Genomic DNA, 18,464 nt, shown 5'->3' with positions numbered 1-18,464 from the left:
GGGCAGCAAAGGTCAGCGTTTGGCACGGTTTTGTAACACTGTTCATCAAATCACCGGCTTGCAGTCAGGCTGTTAACGCTGCACCCCCTGCCCCCGACGCCGGATGTCATGCCAGTCTTGCGTCATACCGCTGGGGAGAGGCGGGTTATCTGGGAGGATAAAGATGAAAGTTTCCATGATCAGTGCGCTGGCACTGGGTGCGGCTATGGCCGCCGGCGCGGCTTCGGCGCAAAGCCTGAATGTGGTCTGCTCGAACGAGCAGGCGTGGTGTGATCTGATGGCGCAGAACTTCAAGATCGACACCGGCGTAGATGTCGCGATGGTCCGCAAATCGACGGGTGAAGTGCTGGCGCAGATCCGCGCCGAGGCGGGCAACCCCAAGATCGACGTCTGGTGGGGCGGAACCGGCGACCCGCATCTGATTGCGGCGAATGAAGATCTGACGGTGGCCAGCGGCGTGGATGTGACCGGGCAGCTGGGCTGGTCGCAGAACATGACCGAGATGTCGGGCGGCAAGGCCGTCGGCGTGCATGTGGGCCTTTTGGGCATGCTCTACAACACCGAGGTTCTCGCCGAAAAAGGGCTGACCGCCCCGGCGTGCTGGAAAGACCTGGCCAAGCCCGAGTACAAGGGCGAAGTGACCGTATCGAACCCGCAATCCTCGGGCACCGCCTATACGCAGCTTGCCACGCTGGTGCAGCTTTTTGGCGAAGACGAGGCGTTCAAGATGCTGGCCGAAATCGGGGCCAATGTGAACCAGAACACCAAATCCGGCTCTGCCCCCGGCAAGATGGCCGCGCGCGGTGAAACCACAATTGCGGTCGGCTTCATGCATGACATGGTAAACCTGAAAAAGCAGGGTTTCCCGGTCGAGATTGTCTCACCCTGCGAAGGCACCGGATACGAGGTGGGTGCGGTTTCGGTGATCAACGGCACGCCAAACCTTGAGGCGGCAACGAAGTGGGTGGAATATGTGATTTCGGCCGAAGCACAATCGGCAGGGCTGGAAGTCGGCGTGTTCAACATCCCGTCCAACCCGGCCGCATCGACCGATCCTGAAGCGCCCGATATGGCTGCCGTCAAGCTGATCGACTATGATTTCGCCACCTATGGCTCGTCGGAAACGCGTGAGCGGCTGCTGGCGCGGTGGGAAGCCGAAGTGAAATCCAAAGGCGGCAATTTCGAGGAATAAGGCCTGACCGGCCCGCCCCTTACACAGGGGCGGGCCATGCTTTTCACGGCAGAGTTCCGGGAGATTGATATATGCAGCGCACGGCGGGGCTTTGGCTTCTGATCGGGCTGGCAGGCTATGCCCTGTTGCCCTGGTATATGGTAGCGGGGGGCTTCTGGTCCTTTGGCTGGCTTTCAGCGATGGGGGGCGACGCGCGGCCTGCGCTGTTGTGGTCTGCGGGCGGGCGGGGGTGGCTTTGGCTGCCGCTGACGGGTTTCGCGGTGGCAGGGGCCAGTCTGATGCTGGCACGCGATCAACTGGCCATGGCGCGCGGGCTGGTGAGTGCCGGTGCGCTGGGGCTGGCGCTGATGGCGGCGCAGGGTCTGGTGATCCTGGGCAACAGCACCCGGCTGGGGCTGCTCGAAGGCGCCACGCAGCCCGGCATGGGCGCCGGAGCGCTGGTCGTTGCGGCGGCGCTGCTGTTTGTTCTGACCACCGGCATCTCGGGCCTCGGGCGTGGCCGGGGCGATGCGTTCATCACCGGCATGATCGGGGCCATCGTGGCGCTGGTCGGCATTTTTGTGTTCTATCCCATGAGCTTTATCCTGCTGCGCGCCTTTGAGTTGAAGGGCGGAGCAGGGCTGGGCGTTACCGAATTTCTGCCACGGTTTTTCGCTGGCGAGATCTGGTCACCCGCCTGTCTGACCGGGCTTGGCTATTGCGGGGCCGCGCTGAACTCGCTGATGCTTGCGCTGGCCACGGCGACCGGCACCACCCTGATGGGGTTGGCCTTTGCGCTGATCTTCACCCGCACCAACTTTCGTGCGAAACGATTGCTCCGCGTGCTGACGATACTGCCGATCATCACCCCGCCGTTCGTGATCGGGCTGGTGCTGATCCTGCTGTTCGGACGCGCGGGCACCATCACCGAATTCTTCGCCTATGCTTTTGGCTGGGAAAAGACCCGCTGGCTTTACAGCTTCTGGGGTGTCTGGCTGGCGCAGATGCTGTCGTTCACCCCCATCGCCTTTCTGGTGCTGATCGGTGTGGTCGAAGGCGTCAGCCCCAGCATGGAGGAGGCGTCGCAGACACTGGATGCAGACCGCTGGCAGACCTTCCGCTTTATCAGTCTGCCATTGATGCGACCCGGTCTGGCCAACGCCTTTCTGCTGGGATTTATCGAAAGTCTGGCCGATTTCGGCAACCCGCTGGTGCTGGGCGGCAACTTCAATGTGCTGTCGACCGAGATCTACTTTGCCATTGTCGGCACCGTGGCCGATCCGGCCAAGGCGGCGATTCTGTCGTTGATCCTGTTGTCGCTGACACTGGGCGCGTTTCTGGCGCAGCGTAAATGGCTGGGCCGCAAGAACTATGCCACTGTAACCGGCAAGGGCGACTCGGGGCGCAATGCCGCGCTGAACGACGGGTTGCGCTGGACCTGTTATGCCGTGGCCCTGCCTTGGGCAGCGTTTACGCTGGTGCTGTACGGGCTGATCTTCTTTGGCAGCTTCGTCAAGCTGTGGGGCTATGACCACACGCTGACGTTCGAGCATTACACCCGCGCCTTTGGCATCGTCTATCGCAACGGCATCCACTTCACCGGAGCGGCATGGAACAGTTATTTCACCACGCTGACCATTGCCGCCATCGCGGCGCCGCTGACCGCCGCCGTCGGCCTTGCCACCGCCTATCTGCTGGTGCGGCAAAAGTTCACCGGCAAGGACGCGTTCGAGTTTTCCACCATGCTGTCCTTTGCCATTCCCGGCACGGTGATCGGGGTGGCCTATGTCATGGCGTTCAACTTTCCGCCGATTGAACTGACGGCGACCGGCCTGATCCTGATCATCGTCTTTGTGTTCCGCAACATGCCGGTCGGTGTGCGCGGCGGCATCGCGGCGATGAGCCAGCTCGACAAATCACTGGACGAGGCGTCGATCACGCTGGGGGCCAATTCGGCCACCACCCTGCGCCGGGTGATCCTGCCGCTGATGGGTCCGGCGATCCTTGCCGCACTGACCTATAGTTTTGTGCGGGCCATCACATCGGTCTCTGCCGTCATCTTCCTTGTATCGGCGCGCTACAACATGGCCACCAGCTTTATTGTCGGCCGGGTCGAAAACGGCGAGTTCGGCATCGCCATCGCCTATGCCACCGTGCTCATCGTGACCATGCTGGCCGCCATCCTTGCCCTGCAACTGATCATCGGACGGCGCAAACTGCGCCGGGCCGATCGTATCGAAGCCCATTGAAGGAGGATGCCATGAAAGGCTCTGTCCGGTTCGAGAATGTCACCAAGAAATTCGGCGACGTGGTGGCCCTGAAGCCCCTGTCGCTGGACATCACCCCCGGCACGCTGGTCACGCTGCTTGGCCCTTCGGGCTGCGGCAAGACCACAACCTTGCGGCTGATCGCAGGGCTGGAAAGTGCCAGCGACGGGCGCATCCTGATCGGGGGCGAGGATGTCACACATCTGTCGGCCACCTATCGCAAGGTGTCGATGGTGTTCCAGTCTTACGCCCTTTTTCCGCATATGACAGTGATGGAGAATGTGGGCTATGGCCTGTCGGTCAAGGGCATGTCCAAGGCCGAGGTGCGTGACCGTGCCGAGGCGGGGCTGGAAACCGTGGGGCTGAAAGGCTTTGGCGCGCGCTTGCCGTCAGAACTGTCCGGTGGCCAGCAACAGCGCGTGGCGGTGGCCCGCGCCATCGTGCTGGAGCCAGAGGTTCTGTTGCTGGACGAGCCATTGTCGAACCTTGACGCCAAGCTGCGCCGCCATGTGCGCGAGGAAATCCGCCAGATCCAGCAACGGCTTGGCCTGACGGCGGTGTATGTGACCCATGATCAGGAAGAGGCAATGGCGGTGTCAGACCGAATCATCGTGATGAAAAACGCCGAGATCGCGCAGGAGGGCACGCCGTTTGATCTGTATGACCGCCCGGCTTCGGCCTTCATCGCCGATTTCATCGGGGATGCAAACCTGATCGACGTCGAGATCACGCAATCTGGCGAACCGACCGAAATTGCACTGCTGAATCGCAGGTTGACGCTACCCCTGTCGAGCAAAGCGACGGGTCTGGCCAAACTGGTGGTGCGGCCGCATCACATACGGCTTGACCGCGACGCCGCAGCAGACCGCCTGCCCGCCGAAATCACCTATGCTGCATGGCTTGGAAATTCGGTGCAGTACACGCTTACCACTCCGGTCGGGTCGATCTTTGCCATCGGCGCACCGCAACCGCTGCCCTTCCGGCAGGGCGACACGGTGCACCTGGGCTTTGGGCTGGAAGATGTCCGCCTGGTTCCGGCCTAGGGTGCGAACCTGGCCGGCACTCTTGCCGGGCAACACCGTTGTCCCCCGGTGGCAGTTCCGCACGGGTCAACCGAAGGGGATCAGCGCCGAGGGTGACGGCGGGCAGAACCAGACCGGGCCGCTTTCCGTCATGTAGACAATGTCTTCCAGCCGCACGCCGCATTCGCCGTAAACACACAGCATCGGCTCGATGGAAAAACACATCCCCGGCTCCAGCACGGTCTGGTTGCCCGCCACAATCCACGGCTCTTCGTGCAACTCCAGCCCAAGGCCGTGCCCGGTGCGGTGCGGCAGGCCCGGCACGCTGTAGCCGGGGCCAAAACCATCGGCGGTCAGCGACCCGCGCGCCGCCGCATCGACCGAGGCACAGGTCGCCTCAGGCAGACCCGCCGCCGCGAACCCTGCCATCTGCGCCCGGTGCTCACAGGCCCAGAGCTGGCTTTGCCGCGCGGTGGGGGTGCCGAACACATAGGTCCGGGTGATATCGGACTGATAGCCATGCAGAGAGCCGCCCAGATCGACCAGCACCATATCGCCGGGGGTCAGCACCTGCGCATAGGGCACGCCATGCGGATAGGCCGTCGCCTCGCCGAACTGCACCGCCACAAACACCGGCGTCATCCCCATCGCCCGGTGCGCGGCATTGACAAAATCCGCCACCTCACGCGTGCTGATGCCGGGCCGCAACCCGGCATGCACCGCCTTGTGCACGCGGTAGCTGGCATCCATCGCCGCCTGCAAAATCGCCAGCTCCGCCGCCGATTTCCGGCAGCGCTGCGCTGCGATCAGATCCTGCGCCGAACACACCGCCAGATCGGGCAGCGCCATCACCCGATTGGCAAAGCCAAAGCTCATGCCGGGGTCCAGCGCGATACGCCCCGTCGCGCGCGACGCGATCAGGGCAAACGGATCTTCATCCTCTTCCCAGACCGCAATCTCGCCGGGCAGGCGCAGCAGCGTTTCCAGCTTTGGCCGCTCGAACTGCGGCGTCACATAGGTCAGCGACCCATCCGCCCGCACCAACGCCCCATGCAACCGCTCTGAGGCGTGCAGCGCCAGCCCGGTGTAATAGGTCAGCGACGCCGTGGCATCCAGCCACACCGCGCCGATGCCCTGCGCCTGCATCGCAGCGGCCAGCCCGGCGATCCGGGCCGCAAACTCAGCCTGTGCAATCGCAGGCACCTGAACCGGGGTGAACCCTGCCAAGGCCGTCTCGTAATCGGTCATCCGCGCCGCTCCCCTGTTGTCAGACTGGCGTGGCCAGACGCGCCGCCTTGCGCCGGGCCACCCGCGTGCGGATCGCCTCGACATCGGTCACGGGCGTCGCCGCGAACAGCGATTGCGTATAGGCGTGCTGCGGATCGGCAAACAGCGCCTCGCGCGTGCCCTGTTCCACCGCGACGCCCTTGGAGATCACCATCACATCATCAGCGATATAGCGCACCACCGACAGATCGTGGCTGACGAACACATACGTCAGCCCGAACTCATCCTGCAGATCGGAAAGCAGGTTCAGCACCTGCGCCTGCACCGACAGATCCAGCGCCGACACCGGCTCGTCCAGCACCAGAAGCTGCGGGTTCAGCATCAGCGCCCGCGCGATGGCAATGCGTTGGCGCTGGCCGCCCGAAAACATATGCGGATAGCGGTTGAAATGTTCAGGCTGCAACCCGACCTTTTTCAGCATCGCCTCGGCCCGGTCGCGCCGTTCCGTCGCCGGAAAGTCGGTATTGATCACCAAAGGCTCCATCAGCACATTGCCGACCTTCTGGCGCGGGTTCAGACTGCCATAGGGGTTCTGGAACACCATCTGCACCTTGGAGCGCAGTACCGGTGAGGGCCGCTTGCTGCTGATGTCGACAGGCTCGCCGTCGATCAGCAGCGTACCGCTGGTGGGCGCATCAATCAGCGCGATGATCCGGGCCAGTGTCGATTTGCCCGATCCGCTTTCGCCGACGATGGCAAGGGTCTTGCCCTTTTCCACGCTGAAATCAATGCCCCGCAGCGCACGCACCTCGCGCCCGGCGGCAAACATGCTGCCCGGCACGTAATAGTCCTGCACGATGGCGCGGCCCTCTACGACCGCAGCGGTTTTGGTGCCGGTCATGGCGTCACCTCTTGCGCGAAAAAGTCTGACACGGTGGGCAGCCGGTCGCCGGTTGCATGTTCCGGCAGCGCCGACAGCAGCGCGCGGGTATAGGCGTGCTGCGGATTTTCAAACAGCGACAGAACGTCTGCCTCTTCCATCTTGCGGCCCTTGTACTGCACCACGACGCGGTCGGCGGTTTCGGCCACCACCCCCATGTCATGGGTGATCAGGATCAGCGCCATGCCGTAATCTTCCTGCAGCTGCATCAGCAGATCCAGGATCTGCTTTTGAATCGTCACATCCAGCGCCGTTGTCGGCTCGTCCGCGATCAGCAGACGGGGGTTCGACGCGATGGCGATAGCGATCATCACCCGCTGGCACTGCCCGCCCGACATCTGATGCGGATAGGCGTTGATCTTGTCCTCGGGCTCGGGGATGCCGACAGCGCGGAACAGGTCCAGCGCCTTGGCGCGGGCCTCACGGTTTGACAGGCCAAGGTTCAGCCGCAGCACTTCCTCGATCTGGAACCCCACCGTGAACGACGGGTTGAGCGAGGCAACAGGCTCCTGAAAGATCATCGTGATCTCGCGCCCGATCAGCCGCCGCCGTTCGGCTGCGGACAGGTTGGAAATATCCTGCCCGTCATAGGTCATCTCGTCGGCGGTGATGGTGGCGGTGTCGGGCAACAGACCCATCACCGCCAGCATCGACACCGATTTGCCCGACCCGGACTCGCCCACGATGGCCAGCACTTCACCTTTGTCAACATGCACGTCGATGCCATCCACGGCGGTAAAGCTGCCGGTGGCGGTGGCGAATTTGACGCTCAGGTTTCTGATGTTCAAAAGGGCCATACGCTCAGCTCCGCTTCAGCTTGGGGTCAAGCGCATCGCGCAGACCGTCACCGGTCAGGTTGATCGCCAGCACCGAAATCAGGATCGCCAGACCCGGGAAGGTCACCACCCACCAGGCGCGCAGAATGAATTCGCGCGCTTCGGCGAGCATGGTGCCCCATTCCGGCGACGGCGGCTGCGCGCCCATGCCCAGAAAGCCAAGGGCCGCCGAGTCGAGCACCGCGGAGGAGAACGAAAGCGTGGCCTGCACGATCAGCGGGGCCAGACAGTTCGGCAGAATGGTGCGGAACATCAGCCGCAGCCGCCCTGCCCCCGCCACCCGCGCGGCGGTGACATAGTCGCGCTTCATTTCCGACATCACGGCAGCGCGGGTCAGCCGGGCAAAGTGCGGCTGATACACGATGGCAATCGCAATCATCGCATTGGTCAGCCCCGGCCCCAAGACCGCCACCAGCACCAAGGCCAGCAGCAGCGACGGAAACGCCAGGATCACATCCATCACCCGCATGATCACATTATCAACCCAGCCGCCAAAGAACCCGGCCAACAGCCCGATGATGATGCCGCCCACCAGCGCGATCGACACCACGACCACACCGATGAACAGCGAATACTGCGAGCCGTAAATCAGCCGCGACAGCATATCGCGCCCCACCGCATCGGTGCCCAGCAGAAACCCGCTGCGCCCGCCCTCTTGCCAGATCGGCGGCACCAGCAGGGCGTCGCGGTACTGATCTGTCGGGCTGTGCGGCGCCAGAACCGGTGCCAGAAACGCCACCAGCACCAGCAGCGCGAACACCACCAGCCCGACCACCGCGCCGCGGTTCTGCCGGAAATAGAACCAGAACTCGCCGATCATCTGGCGGCGGATCTGCGCATCCGTCAACCGCACCGGGGCCGTTGCATTCAGTTGGTCATTCATTTGATGCGGATCCTCGGATTGATAAGGCCGTAAGTCAGGTCAACCAGCAGGTTCACCACCATCACCAGCGCCGCAATCAGCAAAAGCCCCGATTGCACCACCGGATAATCCCGGCGCGAGATGGAATCGATCATCCACTTGCCGATCCCCGGCCACGAAAAAATGGTCTCCGTCAGGATCGCCCCGGCCATCAGCACGCCGATCTGCAAACCGATCGTGGTCACCACCGGGATCATCGCATTGCGCAACGCATGAATGCCGATCACCCGGTACTGCGGCATCCCCTTGGCCCGCGCGGTGCGCACGTAATCTTCGCCCAGCACCTCCAGCATGGCCGAGCGGGTCTGCCGCGCGATCACCGCCAGCGGGATCGTCGCCAGCACCACCGACGGCAGGATCAGGTGCCGCAGGGCAGAGACGAACGCGCCCTTCTGCCCCGAAATCACACTGTCAATCAGCATGAACCCGGTCACATCGGGGAAATAATACATCAGGCTGATCCGCCCCGATACCGGGGTCCAGCCAAGGATGCCGGAAAAGAAGATGATCAGCAAAAGCCCCCACCAGAAAATCGGCATCGAAAACCCGACCAGCGCCGCCGTCATTGACACCTGATCAAACCAGCTGCCGCGCTTGATCGCGGCCAGCACACCCACCGGCACACCGATCAGGGTGGCGATGATGATCGCGCACAGACCGAGTTCAACCGTCGCCGGAAACAGCGACAGGAACTCGTCCAGCACCGGCCGTTTTGTCACCAGCGAGTTGCCAAGATCGCCTTGCAGCAACCGACCCATGAAGTCGAAATATTGCAGCACTACGTGCTTGTCATAGCCCAGCAGCGCCGACAGCTCTGCATGCCGCTCCGGAGACACCCCGCGCTCGCCCGCCATCAACAGCACCGGATCACCGGGCAGGATGCGCACAAAGCTGAAAGCAATGATGGTGATCCCGATGAATGTCGGGACCAGATACAGAAGTTTGGAAAGGATGAACCGGACCATGCGCCATTGTCCTTGTAAAACGCGCGGGAGGTCTTGCCCCCCGCGCGCCCGGTTTCAGAAAAGTGTCGCCCGCTTATTCAGCGATATCCACGGTGTCAAAGGTGAAGTCGCCCAACGGGCTCATCACGAAACCCGACACCTTGTTCGACATCGGCACATACTGCGTCGAGTGTGCGATGGTGAACCAAGGCGCCTGCTCCTTGAAGATCACCTGAGCCTGCTCGTAGAGCGCGGTGCGCTCTGCCGGGTCGGCAGTCACTTTGGCATCGTTCAGCAGCGCCGAGAACTCGTCGTTGCACCAGAAGGCGCGGTTTGCCCCGCCCTCACCTGCCGAAGCGCAGGACAGCAGAACCGACAGGAAGTTGTCCGGGTCGCCGTTGTCGCCGGTCCAGCCCAACATCACCGCGCCGTCACGCCCGGCTTCCATCGACTTGGCCAGATACTCGCCCCACTCATAGGACACGATCTCGACCGTGACGCCGACCTTGGACAGGTCTTCCTGCATCAGTTCGGCGGTCCGACGCGCGTTCGGCATATAGGGGCGCTGCACCGGCATCGCCCAGATCTTCATCGACAGACCCGTGACGCCTTCGGCTTCCAGCATCGCCTTGGACGCTTCCGGATCATAGGCGTCGTCCTCGATCGCCTCGTTATACGACCACATGGTCGGCGGGATCGGGTTCTTGGCTGGCAGGGCCGCGCCCTGGAACACCGCCTCGACGATGGCGTCCTTGTTGATCGCCATGTTCAGGGCCTTGCGGACCTTGGGGTTATCAAACGGAGCCTGAGTGGTGTTATAGGCCAGATAGCCGACGTTCAGACCGGCCTGCTCGTCCAGCGTCAGGTTGGGATCGGCCTTGATGGTGTCGATGTCCGCCGGTGCCGGATAAGGCATCAGATGGCATTCGCCGGCTTTCAGCTTTTGCAGACGCACGGCAGCATCCGGGGTGATCGCAAAGATCAGGTCGTCAATGATCGGTGCCGTGCCCCAGTAATCCGGGTTCTTGGTGTACCGGATCACCGCGTCTTTCTGATAGGCCACGAACTTGAACGGCCCGGTGCCGATCGGCGTGTTGTTCATCTCTTCGCGGGTGCCCGCTGCATCCAGCGCATCGGCATATTCTTTCGACACGATCGAGGCGAAAGGCATGGCGATGTTGGCCAGGAACGGTGCCTCGGGCTGGCTCAGCGTGAACTTGACCGTGTAATCGTCGATTTTTTCGACCGATTTGATCAGGTTCTGCATGTCCATCGAGGTGTAGTATTCGTAGGTGATGCCGGGGATATACTGGTGCCACGGGTTTTCGGCATTGCCCTGACGATCATAGGAAAAGATCACGTCATCGGCGTTGAAGTCACGCGTCGGGGTGAAAGCTGCGTTCGACTGCCACTTCACGCCCTGACGCAGCTTGAAGGTGTATTCGGTGCCGTCTTCCGACACCTCCCAGCTTTCGGCAAGACCCGGCTCGACCTCGGTCGTGCCTTTCTTGAATTCCGTCAGACGGTTGAAGATCGGGTGTGCCGAAGCGTCAAAGGTGCCGCCTGCGGTGAATGGGGCCGGGTCAAAGCCCTCGGGCGAGGCTTCCGAGCAATAGACAAAGGTCTTTGCCTGTGCAGCTGCGGCGCTCATCGCAAGCACCGACGCGAATAGCATGAGTTTTTTCATTCTCTTGGTTTCCCTGTTCTGGAGAGATTTACACGCGCCGGGTCATTTGGCGGGTGAAACGGTTGCATCTTCAGGCGCGTTTTCGCGCTCATGATGTGGCGTGCTGGCCGGGGTTGCCCCGGCAGAGCCTTTGCGCGGCGCATAGTCAGACGGGGTGGCGCCGTGCAGCATCTTGCCGGTCCACAACACCCGCGCCATCTGGTCGCCCGGATTGGAATAGGAATGCGGATGCTGGCCCAGATAATGCATGCTGTCGCCCGCCTGCAGCAAAACCTCCTGCCCATCCACGACCTGCAGGAACGTCCCTTCGAGCACAAAGATGATCTCTTCGCCAAAGTGCTGAACGGTTTCAGAATGATAGCCGGGCGGCACATTCAGCACGAACGATGTCAGCTCATGCCCCGGAAACTCTGCGCCGATGGTTTCATACAAGACAGAATGGCCCGCGACCGAAAAGCGGTGCCGGGCACCGGCGCGGGTCACACTGTCAGACTGCCGGGGGGATGCGATGAAAAAATCGATACTGACATCAAGCGCCGCCGCAATCTCGGCCAGCGTGCCAAGGGTCGGCACCGCGTTGTCGCGTTCAACCTGGCTGATGTAGCTCACCGAAACACCACACGCGTTGCTGAGTTCCTGCAAAGTCATCGACATCATCTGCCGGCGGCTTCGGATTCGTCGCCCCAAAGCAAAAGCCGCGCCTGCAGGTTTCTTCGCCATCAACTTCCCGGAACCATGAGTCTGTCTGTCGGCAGAGTTCATCCGAAAGACTTCACCATTGCAACAATTTTTTTACTGGTAGAAAATATTTTCCTCTACGTCAGCTGCCGGACTGTCGCTTCCCAGCCCCTGCCCTGTTGCCGGAAGCGCGGCACCCGCAGCAGGCACGAAAGGGCGACCCCGGCCTTGCAACAAAGCACTCCGCGAGGGTGCCCGTTTGGCTGATGGCACAAGATGTCTTGTCCGAGCCGGGCGCGTTTCCCCAATGCTGCCATTTGCAGGCGCGCCGGTATCCCGCGCGTGCTGGCCTGTCCATTTCCAGATCGAGGTCATGGCCAACAGGGTGAGAAGCCAGGCGATCACCACGTCTGACAGGAAATGCGCACCGAACAGGACGCGGTTGACCGCAATCATCATGAGCATCGGCGTCAGTATGATGGCTGCGGTCAGGCGCAGCCTTTCCGGAAACAGAACCAGAAGGGAAAGCCCGGCCGCCGCCGCAGCGGCCTCACCGGATGGAAAGGAGCAGTTGTCGGCGCATTGGCCCGAGAATTGCCAGACCGGCGTGAAATCGGCAGTCCCGCCGAATTCCAGCAGGTTGCGCGGGCGGGCACGGCCAATCAGGGGTTTCAAAATCTCGACAACCAACTGACCGGCAACAAAGCTTGTGACAACGAAGATCGGCTTGTGGGGCGCACAGATACGGTGCCGCCCCGGCAGAACAGTGCGCAGCCCCAACAGCAGCAGCATGGCCAGGATGACAATGAACGGTCCCTTGAGACCGACCTGCCGCAACCCGTTCAGAAACGGCTGCTCGGCCAGAACGAAAACCGCCCCTTCCGCGACACGTCGCGTTACCGCCAGATCAATGGCCGGAAAGGCCATGAAGACAAAGCTGATCAGAATTGTCAGCCGGGCAATGAGAATCTGCGCCCTGCCGATGCCATGATGTAACGCAATGTGGGGAGCTTTGGGCAAATAGCCCGGTAGTGCCTGAGTCATGCCGGTCTCTTGTAAAGATGGATCGACGGCCATCTGGACGGGAACTGTCAAGAAACGGCGGAGATCGGATCAAGAGCCTGTCCACGACCGGCTATCCCTGTGTCACAGGATTGTACCGACAGGCGCAAAACCCTATTCTGGGGTGTATCGACGGCGCGATATACAACAGGTGGTGGCGGGCATCAGGATGGATAACAACCTTGTTCTCATCGTCGAGGATGAACCGGCAATTGCGCGGATCCTTGACGCCTATCTGCAGCGCGACGGCTTTCGCACTGTTCAGGCCGCCGACGGGGAAACCGCCCTCCAGCACCATGCGCTTTTGAAGCCTGACATTGTATTGCTGGACGCGCGCATTCCCAGACTGGACGGTTTTGGCGTGCTGGCCCGTATCCGGCAGTCCAGTTCCACGCCGGTCATCATGGTAACAGCGCTGGCGGATGATGTTGATCGGCTGAGCGGCCTGCATCTTGGCGCTGATGACTATGTGGTGAAACCGTTCAACCCGCAGGAGGTGGTTGCAAGGGTCAAAGCTGTGCTGCGGCGGACCTTGGGTGAGACCAAGGATGCCGTGCGGCGTTTCCGCTCTCTGGAGGTGGATTTCGAAAGCTACATGGCCTTTATCAACAAGGATGGCCAACGGGTTCCCCTGCCCCTGACGCTCAGTGAATTCCGGATTCTGGCCCATATGATCCGATACCCGACACAAGCCTTTGCGCGTGCCGATATCCTTGATGCCTGCATGCCCGAAAGCGATGCGCTGGCACGCACGATAGACACCCATATTTCCAATCTGCGCCGCAAGCTCGACGAGCTGGGCGAGACCGGCTTTTTGCCGGCCGTGCGTGGCATCGGCTATCGACTGTCGGATCCGCAATGACCCTCAGACACGCCCGCGCGCTGCCGCTTGCCACACTGACCGCAATTGTCATTGCGATCATGCTGCTTTTGAGTGTTGGCATGGCCTATATCGGTGTCACCTGGTATTCCGCCCATCTTGAGGAAAACAACAACCGCAGCCTGCCACCGGAAGCGGCTGACGCCTACAGGCTTGTGAACGAGGGGCGCGTGCCGGATGAGACTGCGCTCAGAATGCTCGTCGAGCATCTGGATGCGCTGGTGGCGACGACGGATTTCAAGGTACAGCTTGCCACTTTGGTCATCGGTCTGTTGTCGGCGCTGCTCTGCGCCATCATCGGGGTCTATCTGGCACGGCGGATTGCCAGACCGCTTGAGGATCTGACCGATGCTGCCGATATCCTCAGATCCGGCGATTTCTCGGTGCGCGTGGCCGCTTCACCCGGAACCACGCGTGAGGTTTCAAGCCTTGTCGAGACCTTCAACGCCCTCGCCACCAGTCTCGAAAAGATGGAAGAGCGGTTGCGCTTCAACAATATGGCGGTTGCGCATGAGTTGCGCACCCCGCTTACGGTGCTGCAAGGCGGGATGCAGGGTATTCTTGACGGCGTGTTCCCGATGGATCGAAAGATGCTCGCGGATCTTCTGCTTCAGGTCGAGGGTCTGGGCAGAATTGTCGAGGATCTGCGCACCCTGTCGCTGGCCATTGGCCAGAAACTGGTGCTGCATCGCGAAGATCTCGACCTTGCCGAAGTGGTGGAGGCGGTTCTTTCTGCCGCGCGCCCCATGCTGGATACCAGCGGGCTAAAGCTTCAAACCAGCCTTCAGCCCGCCCGGATATCTGCCGACCCGACCCGCATTCGTCAGGCCGTGCTTGCCCTGCTGGAAAATGCGGGCCGGTATGCGGCAAGCGGCGGGTGCCTGCGCTGTGAGACCGGGCAACTGCCCGACGGCAGCGCCATCATCCGAGTGCTGGATCGTGGACCGGGTTTTCCCGAAGATATGGGCGCAGTTGCGGTCAATCCGTTCTGGCGCGGCGATGCCTCAAGATCACGCGCCTCGGGCGGCACGGGACTCGGCCTCTCGATTGTCCAGGCCATCGCCGTCGCCCATGGCGGACATCTGAACCTCAGCAACAGGCCAGACGGCGGCGCGATGGTCGAAATCCATCTTTATGCCGAGGGTGAGGTGTCCTGACGACGTTGATGCGCCCCACAGGCATGAGGCAAGGTTCCCCCTTACTTTCGGGATCAGGGGGCGTCAGGATTTCCTCTGCCCGGCCGCCAAGGCGCTGTCATGTGGCGATGCAGGTGGCATCTTCGCACACATCCTGCATGCTGGCGGCGTGATCAGAGCACCGGGGCGAGGTTTCATATCGGCACTATCGAGTTCTGTTTGCCTTGGCCGATCAGGCTGTTCCGATCAACTTTGCCGGTGAGATTGCGGGCAAACCATTCTCCTGCGCCGAGACCTATGACGGCAACGGGGCCAAGGCCACCGCCGTCAAGGGCATCGACTACCGCCTGTTCGTGTCGGGTGCGGCGCTGATCCGCGCCGATGGCACCGCCCACCCTGTCGACCAAGGTCACCGAACGATTGGTCCCCGCCAGAGAAGGCCTCGCCTTCCCATTGGGCACGATGGATACCTTCACGACCTACGGCGGCCCAGCCAACCTGCTGGAGGCGGCGAATACCCTCGGCCTTCCCCTCTACGCCCGCCAGCACCTCGACGAAAAAGGCCGCTGGATCGACCTGATGGCCGAGGCGTCAATCCTGCCGGTGAACAAGCGGCCGCGCATCGCGATCCGCATTCACACTTCGAATGTCGAAGCACGCCCGGGTGAACCTACGCCGATCAATCGCAACGACGACGAGGCAACACAACGCAGCATCCGCCGAGAGAACGAGTCAGCTGGAATTCTGGCGGAGAACGGATACGACGTCGTGCAGAACCCCTCTGTGGCAGGACCAAAACGCCCTGATTATCTGGTCAATGGCCAAGTTTACGATCACCTCGCGCCTTCGACAGGCAACGTCCGAAACATATGGGATCGAGTTAAAGAGAAAGTGGAAACGGGTCAGGCTCCGAATGGCGTGATTGATCTGCAAGATAGCGGTACAAGCGAGGAAGCTCTGCGCAGGCAGTTCGCAGACTGGCCCATCGATGGCCTGGGAGAGGTGTTGATTGTGCGACCTGATGGAACGATCGGAGGGCTGTGATGGCAATAGAGTATTTTGTCTATTCGGATTTGGACAAGCCGGACATGGAAGGCCGCCTCAACGATGCGGCACGTTCCGCCCGCGGACTCTGGGAAATCTGGAATGCAAGCGATGATCTTGGGCCCTTTCATGAAGAGATCATGGAAGAGTACGGCGTGCGCAAAGGGTTCAAGACAAGCGTGTATTGCAGGCATTCGAAAGACCATAGTGTAGCGGCGCGCGAGGCCATGCTTGCATTCTTCGAGTCCTTGCCCGGACGAAAGCTGCTTTTGAATGGCGACGTATTCGTCGCCTTCCGCCCTGAGTAAAGCCCAGAGGCATTTCGGAACTGACATTGAGGGACAAGGCGGGTAATTCATGGCCCAAATGTACGCCACCCCGCCACGATCAGCCCCGGCATGCCGTCCACCGCACGCTCTGCATCCCGCGCCAGATCCAGCCGTTTGCGCAGCTTGACCCGCGGGACCAGCAGGAATATCGGCACGGTCACGAGGCCACGGCCGGTTTTTGACCGTGACGCCACAGCTCGGCCTTTCGAATTCAACCGCCCCTCGGCCACCAGCAGGCTCGGCCCGCGACGGCGGTAGATGAACCGCAGGCGCAACCCGGTGCGGCGTTCCCATTCTCCGGGGGTGATCCGCCTGTGTTTCGTGCTTTTCCCGGCGGCCGGGGTTGGGATGGCCAGCCAGAACCCGTCCTTGGACCGGATCAGCGGGCCGGTGTCATGCGCGCCGATGATCACCGGCGCGTTGGACCTGACCAGAGTGGCCGCGTTCAGGCTGTCGCCGGATTTCGGGAAGCTGGCGAGGCGAATGCTGTTTCCCAGCCTTGTGCCGAGGCCAGCGCCGGTAATCTGGCTGCGCCAGGCAGATTTCAGATCGGCCCCCGCTTCGCGCATGGCGGCGGTCACTGCCTTTTCCCCGGCGGCGACTTCGGCCTGCATCAGGGCGACGAGGTCGGGATCGAACGCAATCTTCAGCTTCATGATGGGCGCAGGTCCAGCGTCCAGATCAGGCGTTCACGATCACGCACCGGCTCGCCCTGAATGGTGAAGCTGTCGGCCCCGATGACAATCAAATCGCCGGGGCGGGGATCGGGCAGGTCGGAGACGCGGACGTCCACCATCATGGTGTCGCTGACAAACCGGCCCGCGCCGAATTCGGTGATGCGATCCGGGGCGCGGCGGATGACGCGGATGGGGCGTTCCTCCGAGGTGGTGGCGGAAATCCAGACAGCGGCCGCCGCCATGGACGGGTTGGCATAGATCCGGTCCATGGCGGCGACAAAGACGGTCATGGCGGGTCAGTTCGATGTGTGGATGCGGATCGCGATGCGCGGCCGCTTGCCGCCGATGAAGTGGATGCGCTGACGGAAAGCGCGGTGGTTGTTCGGATGCTAAGCGATTATGCGCTCCTGCGCGATCAGGCACGGGCCTGCCGGTGAAAATCGCATCGTGCCACTACTATCAAGACCTTGGCAGGTTACGAGTCTCTGACAACTGACTGACGCGCCTCTCTCCTGTCCGCTTTAAGCCGTGCGGAGGTCCAACGTGCACGGTATGCATGGTCTATATCTGTTAGTGAAGGGTGCCACATACAATGATCGAATGGCTGATTGGCGCGGCCGTCTTTGGATTGGTAGGGGAACTATTTGGCGCTTCTCGGAGCAAATCGTCGTCGCCATCGCCAAAGTCCATCCTCATCACGCAGCCTCAGTCGGGGTTGAACCTTAACCTAGCCAAGCACGAAAAACCCGAGACAGAATGGAACTCGACTCGGTTTCGCCAGTTGGCAGCCGAACTTGCATGGCTGAACAACCCACCCCAGTTCCCGGCTGCCTGCTTGACCCCAGCAATACTTTGCGAAGCGGCTAAATATAGCGACTACTTAAGGCAACAGTTGGCTCGCACCGAAACCGGAATCGAGGACACGACGCAACTCGAGCGGATCGCCGAGTTTCTGAAAAACCCGAAGGAGGCACGTGAGCGCGCGATCAATGCACACTTGGACCGTGAACTCGCGCGGTGGGAACAATTTTTAGATCAGGTGGAAAGCAAACCGTTGACACTTGAACAACGCCGCGCGGTCCTGAGCGATGAAGATGCAACGCTTGTTCTCGCCGGGGCGGGGTCTAAGAAGACCAGTGTGATCACAGCCAAGGCGGCGCATCTCCTGAAGTCCGGGATCCGAAGCGTCGACGAAATTCTTCCGTTGGCATATGGAAAAGATGCCGCGAATGAGGTGGCCGTGCGAATGGGCCGAGCCTGCGACGAGCCAGTGAAGGCTTGGACATTCCATGCATTGGCCTATCATATCACTGGTAGCGTTGAAGGTACCAAGCCGCCTCTTGCAGCGCACGCAGGGGAGAGCGACGCTTGATGTTTCTGCGCAGTGGCTGGAACAAGCTGAGAGATGCATTCAGTGTCGAGCCGATGAACGAAGAAGAGTTCAAGGCGTATCACGAGGTTCGTCGTAGGAACTGAGAAGGGGTCGCCATCGTCTTGAAGTTCTGACGTTTTTTGCGCCTCGCACAGATCGAAAGCTGCCGCCGTTACCTCCCCCCACGGCATGGTTCCTCCCCGGCCCCGAACGTATGCGGGGGGCGCAGCGCAGCATTTCGCTAGCGACAGGCACTTTCACCGGGGAATC

Annotated in this window: 18 protein-coding genes and 1 pseudogene; 9 read left to right on the top strand and 10 right to left on the bottom strand. The window is 61.5% G+C overall.

Going from position 1 to position 18,464, the window contains the following annotated elements; genetic code table 11:
• Window positions 1-163: 163 nt before the first annotated feature.
• The 3 genes from D1012_RS10565 to D1012_RS10555 all read left to right on the top strand — a co-directional run bounded on the left by D1012_RS10565 (window position 164) and on the right by D1012_RS10555 (window position 4,481).
• The gene (locus D1012_RS10565) at window positions 164-1,192 is read left to right on the top strand and encodes an ABC transporter substrate-binding protein (RefSeq protein ID WP_118151947.1); all 1,029 of its coding nucleotides are present in this window, start codon (window positions 164-166) and stop codon (window positions 1,190-1,192) included.
• A gap of 71 nt (window positions 1,193-1,263) precedes the next feature.
• On the top strand, window positions 1,264-3,420 hold the full coding sequence (locus tag D1012_RS10560) for an ABC transporter permease (protein WP_118151945.1): 2,157 nt from the start codon (window positions 1,264-1,266) through the stop codon (window positions 3,418-3,420).
• Between the two features lie 11 nt (window positions 3,421-3,431).
• Window positions 3,432-4,481, top strand: coding sequence for an ABC transporter ATP-binding protein (locus D1012_RS10555; RefSeq protein ID WP_118151943.1), 1,050 nt, complete (start codon window positions 3,432-3,434; stop codon window positions 4,479-4,481).
• Window positions 4,482-4,547: 66 nt separating this feature from the next.
• Here D1012_RS10555 and D1012_RS10550 read toward each other — a convergent pair whose 3' ends face one another.
• From D1012_RS10550 to D1012_RS10515, 8 genes are all read right to left on the bottom strand, one after another.
• On the bottom strand, window positions 4,548-5,708 hold the full coding sequence (locus D1012_RS10550) for a M24 family metallopeptidase (RefSeq protein WP_118151941.1): 1,161 nt from the start codon (window positions 5,706-5,708) through the stop codon (window positions 4,548-4,550).
• Between the two features lie 19 nt (window positions 5,709-5,727).
• Window positions 5,728-6,588 carry an ATP-binding cassette domain-containing protein gene (locus tag D1012_RS10545; protein WP_118151939.1) on the bottom strand — a complete coding sequence of 287 codons (861 nt, stop codon included), beginning with the start codon at window positions 6,586-6,588 and terminating at the stop codon, window positions 5,728-5,730.
• Entirely contained in the window at window positions 6,585-7,424 is an 840-nt protein-coding gene (locus D1012_RS10540; RefSeq protein ID WP_118151937.1) for an ABC transporter ATP-binding protein, read from the bottom strand. The genes D1012_RS10545 and D1012_RS10540 overlap by 4 nt, the downstream gene beginning before the upstream one ends.
• 4 nt (window positions 7,425-7,428) lie before the next feature.
• On the bottom strand, window positions 7,429-8,346 hold the full coding sequence (locus tag D1012_RS10535) for an ABC transporter permease subunit (RefSeq protein ID WP_118151935.1): 918 nt from the start codon (window positions 8,344-8,346) through the stop codon (window positions 7,429-7,431).
• Complete coding sequence (locus D1012_RS10530; RefSeq protein WP_118151933.1) at window positions 8,343-9,350, bottom strand: ABC transporter permease subunit; 1,008 nt, start codon at window positions 9,348-9,350, stop codon at window positions 8,343-8,345. The genes D1012_RS10535 and D1012_RS10530 overlap by 4 nt, the downstream gene beginning before the upstream one ends.
• A gap of 73 nt (window positions 9,351-9,423) precedes the next feature.
• Window positions 9,424-11,016, bottom strand: a complete 1,593-nt coding sequence (locus D1012_RS10525; RefSeq protein ID WP_118151931.1) for an ABC transporter substrate-binding protein — start codon at window positions 11,014-11,016, stop codon at window positions 9,424-9,426.
• A 42-nt stretch (window positions 11,017-11,058) separates the two neighbouring features.
• Window positions 11,059-11,736, bottom strand: a complete 678-nt coding sequence (locus D1012_RS10520; protein WP_118152318.1) for a helix-turn-helix domain-containing protein — start codon at window positions 11,734-11,736, stop codon at window positions 11,059-11,061.
• 72 nt (window positions 11,737-11,808) lie between these two features.
• Window positions 11,809-12,738, bottom strand: coding sequence for a phosphatase PAP2 family protein (locus D1012_RS10515; protein WP_199489484.1), 930 nt, complete (start codon window positions 12,736-12,738; stop codon window positions 11,809-11,811).
• 187 nt (window positions 12,739-12,925) lie between these two features.
• Between D1012_RS10515 and D1012_RS10510 the strand changes: the two genes are divergently transcribed.
• The 5 genes and pseudogenes from D1012_RS10510 to D1012_RS10495 all read left to right on the top strand — a co-directional run bounded on the left by D1012_RS10510 (window position 12,926) and on the right by D1012_RS10495 (window position 16,124).
• Entirely contained in the window at window positions 12,926-13,618 is a 693-nt protein-coding gene (locus tag D1012_RS10510) for a response regulator transcription factor (RefSeq protein ID WP_118152314.1), read from the top strand.
• Window positions 13,615-14,793: an ATP-binding protein gene (locus D1012_RS10505; protein ID WP_118151928.1), complete on the top strand. Its 1,179-nt coding sequence runs from the start codon at window positions 13,615-13,617 to the stop codon at window positions 14,791-14,793. The genes D1012_RS10510 and D1012_RS10505 overlap by 4 nt, the downstream gene beginning before the upstream one ends.
• Before the next feature lie 372 nt (window positions 14,794-15,165).
• Window positions 15,166-15,420: pseudogene (locus D1012_RS22955) on the top strand (major capsid protein); the annotation flags it as partial.
• A 120-nt stretch (window positions 15,421-15,540) separates the two neighbouring features.
• Window positions 15,541-15,816: a CdiA C-terminal domain-containing protein gene (locus D1012_RS22950; protein WP_233517104.1), complete on the top strand. Its 276-nt coding sequence runs from the start codon at window positions 15,541-15,543 to the stop codon at window positions 15,814-15,816.
• A complete protein-coding gene (locus tag D1012_RS10495; RefSeq protein WP_118151926.1) occupies window positions 15,816-16,124 on the top strand; it encodes a hypothetical protein in 309 nt (102 codons plus the stop codon). Before D1012_RS22950 ends, D1012_RS10495 begins: the two co-directional genes overlap by 1 nt.
• Before the next feature lie 47 nt (window positions 16,125-16,171).
• On the opposite strand, the gene D1012_RS10490 is transcribed toward D1012_RS10495, so the two are convergent.
• Window positions 16,172-16,801: a DUF6441 family protein gene (locus D1012_RS10490; RefSeq protein ID WP_118151924.1), complete on the bottom strand. Its 630-nt coding sequence runs from the start codon at window positions 16,799-16,801 to the stop codon at window positions 16,172-16,174.
• Window positions 16,798-17,112, bottom strand: coding sequence for a head-tail joining protein (locus D1012_RS10485; protein WP_118151922.1), 315 nt, complete (start codon window positions 17,110-17,112; stop codon window positions 16,798-16,800). The genes D1012_RS10490 and D1012_RS10485 overlap by 4 nt, the downstream gene beginning before the upstream one ends.
• A 302-nt stretch (window positions 17,113-17,414) precedes the next feature.
• Here D1012_RS10485 and D1012_RS10480 point away from each other — a divergent pair, with 302 nt between their 5' ends.
• Window positions 17,415-18,194 carry a UvrD-helicase domain-containing protein gene (locus tag D1012_RS10480; protein WP_118151920.1) on the top strand — a complete coding sequence of 260 codons (780 nt, stop codon included), beginning with the start codon at window positions 17,415-17,417 and terminating at the stop codon, window positions 18,192-18,194.
• Window positions 18,195-18,464: the final 270 nt, after the last annotated feature.

Source organism: Pseudotabrizicola alkalilacus, from assembly GCF_003443995.1.
Lineage (GTDB): Bacteria > Pseudomonadota > Alphaproteobacteria > Rhodobacterales > Rhodobacteraceae > Pseudotabrizicola > Pseudotabrizicola alkalilacus.
This window is presented reverse-complemented; position numbering and strand designations above follow the sequence as displayed.

Excerpts from the sequence above, each read along its gene's own strand:
- D1012_RS10490 (WP_118151924.1), bottom strand. The coding sequence starts at position 16,801 with ATGAAGCTGAAGATTGCGTTCGATCCCGACCTCGTCGCCCTGATGCAG.
- D1012_RS10520 (WP_118152318.1), bottom strand. The coding sequence starts at position 11,736 with ATGGCGAAGAAACCTGCAGGCGCGGCTTTTGCTTTGGGGCGACGAATC.
- D1012_RS10550 (WP_118151941.1), bottom strand. The coding sequence starts at position 5,708 with ATGACCGATTACGAGACGGCCTTGGCAGGGTTCACCCCGGTTCAGGTG.
- D1012_RS10525 (WP_118151931.1), bottom strand. The coding sequence starts at position 11,016 with ATGAAAAAACTCATGCTATTCGCGTCGGTGCTTGCGATGAGCGCCGCA.
- D1012_RS10545 (WP_118151939.1), bottom strand. The coding sequence starts at position 6,588 with ATGACCGGCACCAAAACCGCTGCGGTCGTAGAGGGCCGCGCCATCGTG.
- D1012_RS10510 (WP_118152314.1), top strand. The coding sequence starts at position 12,926 with ATGGATAACAACCTTGTTCTCATCGTCGAGGATGAACCGGCAATTGCG.
- D1012_RS10540 (WP_118151937.1), bottom strand. The coding sequence starts at position 7,424 with ATGGCCCTTTTGAACATCAGAAACCTGAGCGTCAAATTCGCCACCGCC.
- D1012_RS10495 (WP_118151926.1), top strand. The coding sequence starts at position 15,816 with ATGGCAATAGAGTATTTTGTCTATTCGGATTTGGACAAGCCGGACATG.
- D1012_RS10515 (WP_199489484.1), bottom strand. The coding sequence starts at position 12,738 with ATGACTCAGGCACTACCGGGCTATTTGCCCAAAGCTCCCCACATTGCG.
- D1012_RS10480 (WP_118151920.1), top strand. The coding sequence starts at position 17,415 with ATGATCGAATGGCTGATTGGCGCGGCCGTCTTTGGATTGGTAGGGGAA.
- D1012_RS10530 (WP_118151933.1), bottom strand. The coding sequence starts at position 9,350 with ATGGTCCGGTTCATCCTTTCCAAACTTCTGTATCTGGTCCCGACATTC.
- D1012_RS10565 (WP_118151947.1), top strand. The coding sequence starts at position 164 with ATGAAAGTTTCCATGATCAGTGCGCTGGCACTGGGTGCGGCTATGGCC.
- D1012_RS10485 (WP_118151922.1), bottom strand. The coding sequence starts at position 17,112 with ATGACCGTCTTTGTCGCCGCCATGGACCGGATCTATGCCAACCCGTCC.
- D1012_RS10535 (WP_118151935.1), bottom strand. The coding sequence starts at position 8,346 with ATGAATGACCAACTGAATGCAACGGCCCCGGTGCGGTTGACGGATGCG.
- D1012_RS10555 (WP_118151943.1), top strand. The coding sequence starts at position 3,432 with ATGAAAGGCTCTGTCCGGTTCGAGAATGTCACCAAGAAATTCGGCGAC.
- D1012_RS10560 (WP_118151945.1), top strand. The coding sequence starts at position 1,264 with ATGCAGCGCACGGCGGGGCTTTGGCTTCTGATCGGGCTGGCAGGCTAT.
- D1012_RS10505 (WP_118151928.1), top strand. The coding sequence starts at position 13,615 with ATGACCCTCAGACACGCCCGCGCGCTGCCGCTTGCCACACTGACCGCA.